This is a genomic window from Halomonas ramblicola (assembly GCF_030409215.1).
GTDB classification, from domain to species: domain Bacteria; phylum Pseudomonadota; class Gammaproteobacteria; order Pseudomonadales; family Halomonadaceae; genus Halomonas; species Halomonas ramblicola.
Genome location: NZ_JAUFPL010000032.1, coordinates 635,988 through 648,248 on the forward strand (window position 1 = coordinate 635,988; position 12,261 = coordinate 648,248).

The following is a 12,261-nucleotide window of genomic DNA, read 5'->3' on the forward strand; positions in this document are numbered from 1 at the left end:
TCCTTGCCGGGAGCACGGCACTCCCTTCATCAGGCCCGGTCGGCCCGAAAGCACTTGACGTCCACCTCCACCTTGCAGTCCACCACCAGGTCCTGGACGCTGCAGATGCGCGCCGGCGGATGGTCGCCGAAGACCTCGCGGAACACCTTGTTGAAGGACGAGAAGTAGCGGGCGTCGGTGAGCACCGCGGTGACGTGCACCACGTCCTCCACCTCGTAGCCGGCCTCGCGCATGATCGCCAGGCAGTTGTCGAAGGCCAGTCGGGTCTGCTCGACGATGCCGCCCTCGACCACTTCGCCGTCGGTCATCGGCGTCTGGCCGGAGACCAGCAGCCAGCCGCCGACCTCCACGGCGCGGGCGAAGGGCAGCGTCTGGCCGCCGGTACCGACGCCGCCTTCGACGCCGTAACGGGTGATGCTCATGGGGACTCCTCCATGCTGTGTGGGGTCAGGGAATTGGCGATGCGTTGGGTGCGGCGCAGCATGCGCCCGCTGCGTTCGCCGGTGGCCGCGCCCTGGCGGTAGGCGATCGTTCCGTTGACCACCACCAGCTCGATGCCCCGGGCCGGGGCGACGGGCGTGGCGTAGTCGGCGGTGTCCTCCAGGGTCGCGAGGTCGAAGAGCGTCAGGTCGGCATAGGCCCCCTCGCGGATCTCGCCGCGGTCGACGAGGTCGAAGTTGGCCGCCGAGAGCGAGGTCATCTTGCGCACCGCCTCGGCCAGCGGCATCAGCCCCAGGTCGCGGCTGTAACGGGCCAGCACCCGGGGGAAGGCGCCCCACAGCCGCGGGTGCGGATGCGGGTCGTTGGGCAGGCCGTCGGAGCCGACCATCGACAGCGGATGGGCCAGCACCCGGCGCATGTCGTCCTCGCTCATGTTGTGGTAGACCGCCCCGGCCGGCTGCAGGCGCTCGGCGGCCTCCCGCAGCGACAGGTTCCACTCCTCGGCGATCGCCTTGAGCGGGCGGCGCGCCTGCTCGGGGTGCGGCTCGGACCAGGTGATGGTGATCTCGATCTCGTCGGTGACCTGGCCCAGGTCGAGGGTCGAGGAGCCGGCGGTATAGGGGTAGCAGTCGCAGTGGGCGCGCTGCCCCCGCGCCGCGTCCTCCAGCTTGGCCAGGGCGGGGGGGGCGCCGCCCCAGTTGCCGGCGCCGGCGCACTTGAGGTGCGAGATCACCAGCGGCACCCGGCCCTGGCGGGCGGTGGCGAAGGCCTCGTCCATGGCGCCCGGCAGGCCGGCGAACTCGTCGCGCAGGTGGGTGGTGTAGACGCCGCCGGCCTCGCCCACCGCGGCCACCAGCGGCGTCATCTCCGCCGTGGGCGCATGGAAGGCGTTGCGGTAGGCGAGCCCCGAGCTGAGCCCCAGTGCGCCCTCGGCCAGGGCCCGGCGCAGCAGGCGTTCCATGGTGTCGATCTCGGCGTTGCCGGCCGGGCGGGCGAAGTCGTCCATCGCCTGGCTGCGCAGGCTGGTATGCCCCACCAGGGCGGCGACGTTGACGCTGGGGGTGGCCGCGTCCACGGCCTCGGCATAGGCGGCGAAGCTCGGGTAGCGGAAGTCCTCGACCCGGCCCAGCAGGTTCATGGGGTCGGGCACCTCGTCCTCGAGGGTCACGGGGCTGGCGCTGATGCCGCAGTTGCCCACCACCACCGTGGTCACCCCCTGGGAGAGCTTGGGCAGCATCGCCGGGGTGCGGATCACGTTGGTGTCGTCGTGGGTGTGCACGTCGATGAAGCCCGGCGCCAGGTAGCGGCCCCCGGCGTCGATCAGCGTGCGTGCGGCGGCGTCGCCCAGGTCACCGATGGCGACGATACGCTCGCCACACACCGCCACGTCGCCCCGGAAGGGCGCCGCGCCGGTGCCGTCGAGCACCCGGGCATTGCGGATCAGCAGGTCGTAGGTCATCTCAGTCTCCCAGCGGCTGGCGGTTGTCGCCGCCGCGGTGGGCGTCGAGGGTGAGTTTCAGGCGGCGCAGCTTGTCGCGGGAGCGCTCGCGATGGCGCATGGCCAGTTCGAGGGCCAGGACGTCGATGGCGGCGAGCATGGCGTAGCGGGAGGCGGAGGGGTGGTAGATGAAGTCGGTCTCCCGGGACGCCACCGGCAGCACCAGGTCGGCGGTTTCGGCCAGGGGCGAGCCCTGGGCGGTGATCGCCACCACCTGGGCGCCGTACTGGCGGGCGATGCGTGCCGAGTCCACCATTTCCGGTGTATGGCCGGACACCGAGAGCACCACCACCACGTCCTCGGGCTCCAGGGTTGAGGCCACCATGCGCGGCAGCAGGGCCTGGGGGTAGGCGCTCACCGCATAGCCCAGGCGCACCAGGCGGAACTGCAGCTCCTGGGAGAGCATGCTGGAGCCGCCGCCGGCGCCGAACACCAGGATCTGGCGGGCGCCGTCGAGGCGCTCCACGGCCCCCGCCACGTCGGCCTGGGCCATCAGTTCGCGATTCACCGCCAGGGTCTGGGCGGCGATGTCGTAGACCGCGGCGGCGCCGTCCTCGGGGGCGGCCTCCTGGATGAAGCGGCGCCCGGCGGCCTAATCGTCAACTGTGCGTGAAAACATCCAACATGACGGCCTGGCCGTCGTCAGGAGGGGAGGGAACGATGAGCGACGCGAAGATGTGCTGCGACAAGGGCACCATGGAGGCCGGGCCCGAGCTGCTGGTGGGGGTCAGCCTGCCGGCGGCGGTGATCCATGAGGCGCCGCTGGCCCACAACCTGGCGTGGATGCAGCGCTTCGCCGACGACCATGGCGCGCGGCTGGCGCCCCACGGCAAGACCACCATGACCCCGGCGCTGTTCCACCGTCAGCTGGCGGCCGGGGCCTGGGGCATCACCCTGGCCACGGCGCCCCAGTGCCGGGCCGCCTTCGCCCATGGGGTGACGCGGCTGCTGATGGCCAACCAGCTGGTGGGCGAGGCCAACATGGCCATCGTCGCCGCGCTGATCGAGGGTGGGGCCGACTACTACTGCGTGGTGGACGGCGCCGCGAACGTGCGCCAGCTGGGGCGCTACTTCGCCGCCCGCGGGCTGCGCCTGCAGGTGCTGATCGAGCTGGGCGTGCCCGGCGGGCGCTGCGGTTGCCGCGACCAGGACGAGGTCATGGCGCTGGCGGAGCAGATCCAGGAGGAGCCGGCGCTGGTGCTCGCGGGGCTCGAGGGCTACGAGGGGGTGGTGCATGGCGAGGAACCGGCGAGTGCCGTCCGCGCCTACGCCTGGCACCTGGTCGAGGCCGCCCAGGCGCTGGACCGCGACGGCCTGATCGAGTCGCCGGCGCCGCTGATCACCGCCTCCGGCTCGGCCTGGTACGACCTGGTCGCCGAGGTCTTCCACGAGGCGCGGCTGAAGGCGCACTTCGTGCCGGTGCTGCGTCCCGGCTGCTACGTGGTCCACGACCATGGCCTCTATCGCGAGGCCCAGCGCGGCGTGCTGGGGCGGCGTCCCGACCTGGAGCGGGGCCTGGAACCGGCCCTGGAGGTGTTCGCCCAGGTGCAGTCGTTGCCCGAGCCGGGGCTGGCGGTCATCGCCCTGGGCAAGCGCGACATCGGCTTCGACCAGCTGCCGGTGGCGCTGCGCCGCTACCGCGAGGGGGGCGATCCGGCCCGGTCGCTGCCGGTCGCCGGCTGGAAGGTCACCCGGCTGATGGACCAGCACGCCTTCGTGCGCCTGCCCGAAGAGGCCGACGGCGTGGCGGTGGGCGACATCGTCGCCTTCGGCGCCTCGCACCCCTGCCTGACCTTCGACAAGTGGCGCCGGCTGCTGCTGGTGGACGAGGCGCTGCGGGTCACGGAGACCCTGGCGACCTGTTTCTGAGCGGGCTCAGCGCGCCAGCCAGCCACCGTCCACCGCTAGCGCATGGCCGTTGACATAGGCGTCACCACGCAGCGCTCGGACGCCTGGCCCATCATGTCGGCGGCGTTCGCGGTCACAGGGGCTCCTGCCTATACTGACGGCGCGTCCTGGCCAGGAGCAGGCCCATGAATTTCGAACGCGTCCTATTCGGTTTTTTCATCATCCTCACCCTGAGCCTCAATGCCGCGTTCGTCGCGGGTGGCGTCGAGATGGCCGCACACCCGAATGTATGGATTCTCACGTTCGCCATCATCACCAACCTGGTTGCGATCGGACTGAAACTGGGGGATCGCTCCCAGACCGGGGCGTTGTTGCTGGCGTCCGGACTGGTTGCCGGGCTTCTGCTGATCACGGCGCGCGTCGTCTGGATCGTCACGGAACCCAGTGGCGGGGGCGGACCGGGGCCTGCAGTAATGGTCGATATCGTCTCGATCGCAACGGGAGCGCTGGTCGCGAATATCATCGCGACGGTGATTCTGGTGGGCGATACGCTGCTCTCGCGGCGCTAACACGGCGCGCGGGTCGGTTCAGCGTGGCAGCCACGATCCGGGACAGGCAGAGGGAAGGCTGAAGGCATGACGCAGACCTCCGATCTCGACCGTGTGACGATGATCGTCCTGCGCTATATGCGCCGGCCGCTGTTCGCGCTGCTGTTCGTGTATTCGGTAGGCATCATGGGCATGGCCCTGATGCCAGGCCAGGTCGTCGATGGTGAGACGACGTACATGAATCTCTTCCACGCCTTCTATTTCTTCACCTATACGGCTACCACGACCGGTTTCGGCGAACTGCCGGACGGCTTCAGCGACGAGCAGCGTCTGTGGACGATCTTCTGCCTCTATACCGGCGTCATCGCGTGGTTCTATGCGATCGGATCCCTGATTCGCCTGGTTCAGAATCCCTATTTCATCCAGGCCATGGATGGGTTTCGGTTCGCTCGCAAGGTGAAGGGCAACGTGGAACCTTTCGTCATCCTCTGCGGTTTCGGCGATACCGGCAGTCTGCTTGCCCGGGGCCTGAGCGACCACCGTATGCGCGCGGTGATACTCGATTCCGACCCGGAACGCATCAAGGCACTGGGCGTGCGCGATTATACGGTCGCGATGCCAGGACTCCACGCGGACGCCAGCGCGCCGAAACACCTGTTGGCCGCGGGTGTCGAACACCCCGCATGCCGGGCCCTGGTCGTGCTGACAAACGATGACGACGTCACTCTCAAGATCGCGGTGATGGCACGGCACCTGAACCCGCGGCTTCGGGTCATATGCCGTTCGTCCTCGGCCCCCCATGAGGCCAATCTGCGGGCGCTGGACAATGTCACGGTCGTCGACCCGTTCGAGATCTTCGCCCAGCTCGTCTACTGGGCGATCGCACGCCCCGAACTGCACAACCTCAATGCGTGGTTCGTGGGCGCACATGGCGTCGAACTCGGAGCACCGATACAGGTTCCACGGGGTACTTGGGTTCTATGCGGGTACGGACGGATGGGACACTGGATCCATCGCTACCTCCAGGCCCATGGCGTCGGCGTACGTATTATCGATCCGGGAGTGGATGCCAAGGTGGCCGGAGAAGGTACGGCCATCGTCCAGGCGTACGCCGATCATTCGGCCTTGGTGACCGCGGGGATCGATGACGCGGCCGGGGTCGTCGTCGCGACGAATCGCGATTCTGACAATCTCAATACGCTGTTGGCGGTGACGGAGCTCAATCCGGAGGCGTTCCGCATCGTGCGCCAGAACAGTCATGAGAATCAGGTCGCATTCGATGCCGCACGGGCCGACCTGGTCCTCCAGCACAGCCTGACAACGGCGCGTCGGATCCTGAAGCTGCTGATCTCGCCTCTCGTCCAGGAACTGATTGACTGGCTCGCGGAACACGAACCGGCCCGGACGGAGGAACTGGTGGCCCGTCTGCAGGCGGCCGTGGGCGCGGAATCCCCGCATCTGTGGTCGGTCAGGCTGGTTCCGGGCGAAGCGCCGGCGGTGACCGAATATCTGGATGCCGGGGGGGCGGTGGCGTTAGGGGCGCTGTGCCGCGATGCGCGCTCGTTCCCGGAAGCGCTCCCGTGCGAAGTGCTCGCCGTTCGCCGGGCAGGGCAGTCGATCATGTTGCCGGAAAAGGATTTTTCGCTTGGGGTCGGCGACGAGCTCCTCTTCTGCAGTGTTTATTGGGTGGAGACGATGCTGCAGGCGACACTCCACAATCCCTATACGCTTCGGTATGTGGTAACGGGGCTCGATGAGCCGCGCGGATACGTGTTCGCATGGCTCGAAGACAGGCTGCAACGGCATCGAGGTCGCTTCAGCGCGCCAGCCAGCCGCCGTCCACCGCCAGGGCGTGGCCGTTGACGTAGGCGGCGGCATCCGAGCAGAGGAAGATCACCGCGCCGGCCAGGTCCTCCGGGGTGCCCCAACGCCCGGCGGGGATGCGCCCGAGGATCTCGGCGCTGCGGGTCGGATCATCGCGCAGGGCCTGGGTGTTGTCGGTGGCCATGTAGCCCGGAGCGATGGCATTGACGGTGATGCCGTGGGCGGCCCACTCGTTGGCCAGCAGCCGGGTCAGGCCGAGGATGCCGCTCTTGCTGGCGGTGTAGGAGGGCACGCGGATGCCGCCCTGGAAGGACAGCACCGAGGCGATGTTGACGATGCGTCCCGGTGCGCCGCGTGCCACCAGGTGGCGGGCCACCGCCTGGGCGAGGAAGAAGGCCGCCTTGAGGTTGACGTCGACCACGGCGTCCCAGTCGTCCTCGCTGAACTCCAGGGCGGGGGCGCGGCGGATGGTCCCGGCGTTGTTGACCAGGATGTCGAGCCGGCCGGCGTCGCGCAGGGCCTGTTCGACGATATCCGTCGGGGCGTCGCGGCCCAGCTCGGCCTCGACGCCGATATAGCGACGCCCCAGTGCCTCGATGCGGGAGCGGGTCTCGTCGGCGGGGCGGCGGCTGACGCCGACGATGTCGGCGCCGGCCTCGGCCAACGCCACGGCCAGGCCCTGGCCGAGCCCCTTGTTGCAGCCGGTGACCATGGCCACCCGGCCATGCAGGTCAAAGCGGGTCATGGGCGGTCTCCTGCGTGGTGAGCCGGGCCACCGCTTCGGGCAGTTCGCCGGCATGATGGATGGCGACGGCGCCGTCCGGCGTCGTCTCCGCGTCGGGGAAGCGGTTGAGGTGGATCACACGCATGCCGGCGGCCAGCCCGGCGGCCACGCCCACGGCGGCGTCGTCGATGACTACGCAGTGCTCGGGGGCTTGGCCCAAGGCCTCGGCGGCCTGGCGGTAGAGGCCCGGATCGGGCTTCCACACGCCCAGGGTGTAGGCGCTGAACAGCCGGTCGCCGAAGTGCGGGGCGAGGCCGGTGCTCTCCATGGCGCAGCGGATCTTGCGCTCCGGGCCGTTGGAGACCACCGCCTTGGGGTGGGCGGCCAGGGCCTCCAGGGCCTCCGGCATGCCGTCGATGGGCTTGAGCTCGGCGCGCATGCGTTGCTCCATCAGGCGGCGCATCTCGCCCTCCAGCGCCGGGAGGCGCTCCTCGTCCAGGGCGCCGTGGCGCTCGCCGAGGCTGTCGACGATGGTGCGGAAGCGCACGCCGCGGAACTCCTCCATGTACTGTCGGGCGGAGAAGGGCAGGTCGAAGGCCGGCAGGATGTCGCCCATCACCTCGGCGAGCAGGATCTCGCTGTCGACCAGGGTGCCGTCGGAGTCGAAGAGCAGGCAGAGCGGTGGGGTCATGCGGGCCTCCAGGCATCTTCGTTCACCAGGCTGATGGGGCGTTCGCCGGAGAGCGCCAGGATGAGGTTGTCCACCGCCCGCTGGGCCATGGCGTCGCGGGTCTCGTGGGTCGCCGAGCCGATGTGCGGCAGGGCCACCACATTGGCCATGTACGGCAGCGGTGACTCCGGCGACAGCGGTTCTTGCTCGAAGACGTCGAGGCCGGCGGCGCGGATGCGGCCCATCTCCAGCGCCTCGATCAACGCCGCCTCGTCGACCACCGGGCCGCGGGCGATGTTGACCAGGATCGCCGAGGGCTTCATGTGCGCGAGCTCATGGGCGCCGATCAGGTGGCGGGTGGCCTCGGAGAGGGGCACGGTGACGCACACGAAGTCGGACTCGGCGAGCAGCTCGTCGAGTTCGCGGCGCTCGGCGCCCAGCTCGGCCTCCAGGGCCGGCTTGGGCGAGGCCATGGCGTAGCGCACCCGCATGCCGAAGCCCAGGGCGCCGCGCCGGGCCACGGCGGCGCCGATGCGCCCGAAGCCCACCAGGCCGAGGGTCTTGCCGTGCACGTCGCTGCCGAAGTGCTCGGGGCCGATGCTCTTCTGCCAGTCGCCACGCCTGACGAAGTCGGCCAGTTCCACCACCCGGCGGGCGGTGGCCATGATCAGCGCGAAGCCGGTGTCGGCGGTGGTCTCGGTGAGCACGTCCGGGGTGTTGCAGAGCAGGATGCCGCGCTCGGTCAGCGCCTCCACCGGGTAGTTGTCGTAGCCCACCGAGACGCTGGCGATGGCCTCCAGGTTAGGGGCCTCGTCCAGCAGCTCGGCGGGGATCGCCACGCTGGAGCCGATCAGGCCATGGGCCTCGCGCAGGGCGGCCCGGAACTCGGGGTCGTCCGCCGAGGCGAGGCCGTGGAACCGCTGGACCTCGAACTCGCGGGCCAGCTGGGCCAACTGGGCCTCGCTCAGGCGGCCATAGGCCAAGATACGCTTCTTCATGACGGTCTCCTCATTGCGGGGTGGATGCCAGTCGCTCGAGGTGGGCGCGGTCGGGCAGGCCCTCCATGTCGCCGCGTACCTGCACCGCCAGGGCGCCGACCAGGTTGCCGCGGCTCAGCGCCTCGCGGGGCGAGAGGCCGTCGAGCAGGGCGCTGATCACGCCCACCGCGAAGCCGTCGCCGGCGCCCACGGTGTCGACCACCTCGGCCACCGGCACGCCGGGCACGGTGAAGTCGGCCTGCTCGCCGCCCAGGCTACCCCGATAGTAGCTGCCCTGGGGACCTAGCTTGATGATCACCGCCTGGGCGCCGCGCTCCAGGTAGAAGTCGGCGATCGCCTCGGGGCTGTCGTGGCCGGTCAGCAGGCGGCCCTCGGCCAGGCCGGGCAGCACCCAGTCGGCCCGGGCCGCCAGGGCGTTGAGGGTGTCGCGCATCTCGGCCTCGCTGTGCCACAGGCTGGGGCGCAGGTTGGGGTCGAAGGAGAGGCTGGCGCCGGCGTCCCGGGCCCGCTCGAGCATGCTCTCGGCGAGCTCGCGGCAGCTCGTCGAGAGCGCCGGGGGGATGCCGGTGGCGTGCAGGTGGCGCAGCGCCGAGAAGTCGACGCCGTCGGCGTCGGTCGGCGCCAGGTGGCTGGCGGCACTGCCGCGGCGGAAGTACTCCACGTGGGGATCGGCGCCGCCCTGGGCGCGCTCCTTGAACACCAGGCCGGTGGGGTGCGCGGCGTCGGTGCGCAGGTGGCGGCAGTCCAGCCCCTCGGCCTCCAGGGCGCGGCGAATGAAGGTGCCGAAGCCGTCGTCGCCGACCCGGCTCAGCCAGCCCACATGAAAGCCCAGGCGGGCCAGGCCGATGGCCACGTTGGTGTCGGCGCCGGCGATGCGGCGCTGGAAGTGCTCGACGGCGGCCAGCTCGCCGGGATCCTCGGCGACGAACATGGTCATGGCCTCGCCGAAGGCGAGGATCTCGGGAGGAGTGGATGGATGCGGCATGGTGGGCTCCTGTGCAAGGTTGGAAGCGGAGGATTCAGCGGCGGGTGGAGCCGCGGGGGATCAGGCTGGCCTGGAACTGCACCCGGCGCGCCGGCGTGGTGGAATCACCGGCCTCGCGGCGACGCATCAGGCACTCCACTGCGGCGCGACCGATCGCCTCGGTGGGCTGGGCCAGGGTGGTGATGCCGGGGCCGACCAGCGCGCACCAGTCGAGTTCGTCGATGCCCAGCAGTCCGGTCTCGCCCAGGCGAGCGCCGAGGGCCTGCAGGGCCCGGGTGGCCGCCAGGGTGGCGTTGCCGTTGGCGCACAGCAGCGCCCGGGGTGCCGTACCGGGGCGGGCCAGGAAGTCGCCGATGGCGCGGTTCAGGGCCTCGCGCTCGCCGAGGGGCCGGCAATGGACCTCGCCGACCAGGTCGCGCGCCGCGATCCCCTGGTGGAAGCGCGTCAGGCGTGCCTGGCGGGGGCTGGCCAGCTCCGGGGGCTCGCTGAGGTAGAGCAGTTCGCCATAACCCCGGGCCTGGAGGTGGTCCAGGGCCAGGTCGAGGGCCCGGGCGTTGTCGAGGCCCACCACTTCGGCCTCCACCTCGCCCAGCTCGCGGTCGAGCATCACCAGGGGCGTGCCCTGGTCGACCAGCGCCTGCAGTTCGCGGTCGGGGCTGCCGGCGGCGTTGATCACCAGCCCCTCGACCCGGTAGGAGGCGAGCAGCGCCAGGTGGGCGCGCTCCTGGGCCGGGTCGTTGTCGGTGTTGCAGACCAGCAGCGACAGGCCGTGCTCGCGACAGGCCTGTTCCACGCCATGCATCACCGCCACCGAGAAGGGGTTGCGGATGTCCGCCACCAGCATGCCGAGCAGCCGCGAGCGGCCGCCCTTGAGGCCCCGGGCCATCTGGTTGGGGCGGTAGCTCAGGCGGCGGGCGGCCTCGGCGATGCGGTCCTGCAGCTCCCGGGAGAGCCGCTCGCGTTCGCCGCCGAAGTAGCGGGAGACGCTGGTCTTGGAGGCGTTGGCGTGGCGGGCGACCTCGAGGATGGTGGCGCGCTGGCGTGGGGAACGGGGCATGATGGCGACGTCGTGATGGAACCGTTCCCATCCTAGCCGCAATCGGCTTATCGGGCAAACCCCGGCGCCTCCTCGCCGGCTTGTCGACGGATCGGCCCCGAGCGATGGAAGCTATCCGCCTTAGCCTGGGGCTCAGGGGGCCAGCAGCAGGGCCAGGGCCCCGACCAGGTAGCAGGCGATGATGCCCACGCTCTCGAACCCGATGCGGGCCGGCCCCCGGCGCTGGCGGTGGAGCATGCCCACCAGCAGGATGCCGGTCATCAGCAGCGACAGGGCGATCCACAGCGACACCCGATCGGGGATGGCGTGATACACCGAGCCGCCGCGGTAGGCGATGTCCGCGGCGGCGACGAACAGGGTATCGAAGGCGTTGCCGCCGATGATGCCGGCGACCGCCAGGGTCAGGGCGCCGCGGCGCACCGCCGCCACCGAGGTCACCAGCTCGGGCAGCGAGGTCACCACGGCGGTCATCAGCGCCCCGACCACCGACTGGCCGAGGCCGGTCTGCTCGGCGATCACCGAGGCACTGCGCTCGAGCAGCCAGCCGCCCACCCCGAGCAGGGTCGCGAGCAGGGCGAAACCGCCCCACAGGCGCAGCGCCGAGCGCCGCTCGGCTTGTGCATCGGGGATGTCGGGCTGGGTCTCCCGGGTCTGGGCGGGGCGCCACATGGGATTGTCGCGGCTGCGATCCACCAGGCGCAGGCCGAACAGGTAGGCGATCAGCAGCAGCGGGGTGACGGGGTGCACCTGCCACAGGGTCCAGTCCGGGGCGAAGCGCCCCACCAGCACCAGGGAGAGCAGGCAGATCAGCAGGCCGCCCTGCAGCAGGTTGCCCAGGGAGGCGGCGGCGTGCTCCAGGTTGGCACGCCGGTGGATGAGGTCGGCGACGGTCAGGAACAGCGTCTGCACGGCGATGCCGCCCAGGGCGTTGCTCATCGCCAGGGTCGGGCGATCGGCCAGCGCCGCCGAGACCGATACCACCAGGCCCGAAAGCGAGGTGGCCATGCCCAGCAGCACGGCGCCGGCGATGGCCTCGCCCAGGCCGGTACGGTCCGCCAGGGCATCAACGATCCCGGTCAGGCGGGTCCCCGCCACGGCGATCACCAGGGCGCAGCCGCCGAACAGCAGCAGCGCCATGCCGAGCGACAGGTCCGCCATCACAGGGCGCTCGCGGCGAGCGGGGAGGGGAGCGGTATGGGTGGCAGGCGGGCCGGGAGTTCCATGGCGTCTCCGGGGCGTCGTCGAGTGTCCCGATGAGGGTAGCGCCTTCTCGCTTCCGTGGCAGCCAGGCACCGCCTACGAGCGGTGTGCGCCCGGGGCCCATGTGCCAGATTTGACCAGGCTGCCGGCGTGTCCGGCGGCCGACCTGGTCGTGGATGGAGTATTCTTATAATTCTGATTTTAAAGGAGTTGTTTGCCTATTGGCGGCATGCTGGCCCGCTGGCTGCACTCGTCAGGGTGAGCACGGGCCAGGCCGGATCGCCCTCGACATCATCTGCCACGCAGTCCGGGATCCGGCCCCCCGTTACCGCGAGCCTTCGAGCTCAACACCCTCGCAAGTCCAGACCCGAATGACACTTACTTAAGGCATCACTGATGACGTAACCATTTGATATTAATGAAAACGGACGATGGATTGCGGTATTGTGTAAGTCGCGAAACCACACA

General features: G+C 70.2%; 12 protein-coding genes. 3 read left to right on the forward strand and 9 right to left on the reverse strand.

Annotation, left to right across the window (positions count from 1 at the left end):
- Window positions 1–29 precede the first annotated feature (29 nt).
- The 3 genes from QWY80_RS17000 to QWY80_RS17010 are packed head-to-tail and all read right to left on the reverse strand — an operon-like array spanning window position 30 to window position 2,447.
- Window positions 30–422: a RidA family protein gene (locus QWY80_RS17000; protein ID WP_290234122.1), complete on the reverse strand. Its 393-nt coding sequence runs from the start codon at window positions 420–422 to the stop codon at window positions 30–32.
- Complete coding sequence (locus QWY80_RS17005; protein ID WP_290234124.1) at window positions 419–1,900, reverse strand: N-acyl-D-amino-acid deacylase family protein; 1,482 nt, start codon at window positions 1,898–1,900, stop codon at window positions 419–421. Before QWY80_RS17005 ends, QWY80_RS17000 begins: the two co-directional genes overlap by 4 nt.
- A 1-nt stretch (window position 1,901) precedes the next feature.
- Window positions 1,902–2,447, reverse strand: coding sequence for a MurR/RpiR family transcriptional regulator (locus tag QWY80_RS17010; RefSeq protein WP_290234125.1), 546 nt, complete (start codon window positions 2,445–2,447; stop codon window positions 1,902–1,904).
- A gap of 152 nt (window positions 2,448–2,599) precedes the next feature.
- On the opposite strand from QWY80_RS17010, the gene QWY80_RS17015 reads away from it, so the two are divergent.
- From QWY80_RS17015 to QWY80_RS17025, 3 genes are all read left to right on the forward strand, one after another.
- The gene (locus tag QWY80_RS17015; RefSeq protein ID WP_290234129.1) at window positions 2,600–3,808 is read left to right on the forward strand and encodes an amino acid deaminase; all 1,209 of its coding nucleotides are present in this window, start codon (window positions 2,600–2,602) and stop codon (window positions 3,806–3,808) included.
- Between the two features lie 164 nt (window positions 3,809–3,972).
- Window positions 3,973–4,356, forward strand: a complete 384-nt coding sequence (locus QWY80_RS17020) for a DUF6394 family protein (RefSeq protein ID WP_290234131.1) — start codon at window positions 3,973–3,975, stop codon at window positions 4,354–4,356.
- 66 nt (window positions 4,357–4,422) lie between these two features.
- Window positions 4,423–6,198 (forward strand): potassium channel family protein, encoded by a 1,776-nt coding sequence (locus QWY80_RS17025; protein WP_290234133.1) that lies wholly within the window; start codon window positions 4,423–4,425, stop codon window positions 6,196–6,198.
- Here QWY80_RS17025 and kduD read toward each other — a convergent pair.
- From kduD to QWY80_RS17055, 6 genes are all read right to left on the reverse strand, one after another.
- A complete protein-coding gene (kduD, locus tag QWY80_RS17030; RefSeq protein ID WP_290234135.1) occupies window positions 6,152–6,904 on the reverse strand; it encodes a 2-dehydro-3-deoxy-D-gluconate 5-dehydrogenase KduD in 753 nt (250 codons plus the stop codon). The genes QWY80_RS17025 and kduD overlap by 47 nt on opposite strands.
- Complete coding sequence (locus tag QWY80_RS17035; protein ID WP_290234139.1) at window positions 6,891–7,574, reverse strand: HAD-IA family hydrolase; 684 nt, start codon at window positions 7,572–7,574, stop codon at window positions 6,891–6,893. The genes kduD and QWY80_RS17035 overlap by 14 nt, the downstream gene beginning before the upstream one ends.
- Complete coding sequence (locus QWY80_RS17040; RefSeq protein WP_290234141.1) at window positions 7,571–8,551, reverse strand: 2-hydroxyacid dehydrogenase; 981 nt, start codon at window positions 8,549–8,551, stop codon at window positions 7,571–7,573. Before QWY80_RS17040 ends, QWY80_RS17035 begins: the two co-directional genes overlap by 4 nt.
- A 10-nt stretch (window positions 8,552–8,561) precedes the next feature.
- Entirely contained in the window at window positions 8,562–9,536 is a 975-nt protein-coding gene (locus tag QWY80_RS17045; protein WP_290234143.1) for a sugar kinase, read from the reverse strand.
- Window positions 9,537–9,570: 34 nt separating this feature from the next.
- A complete protein-coding gene (locus tag QWY80_RS17050) occupies window positions 9,571–10,593 on the reverse strand; it encodes a LacI family DNA-binding transcriptional regulator (protein WP_290234144.1) in 1,023 nt (340 codons plus the stop codon).
- A 132-nt stretch (window positions 10,594–10,725) separates the two neighbouring features.
- Window positions 10,726–11,751: a sodium:calcium antiporter gene (locus QWY80_RS17055; protein WP_290234147.1), complete on the reverse strand. Its 1,026-nt coding sequence runs from the start codon at window positions 11,749–11,751 to the stop codon at window positions 10,726–10,728.
- Window positions 11,752–12,261: the final 510 nt, after the last annotated feature.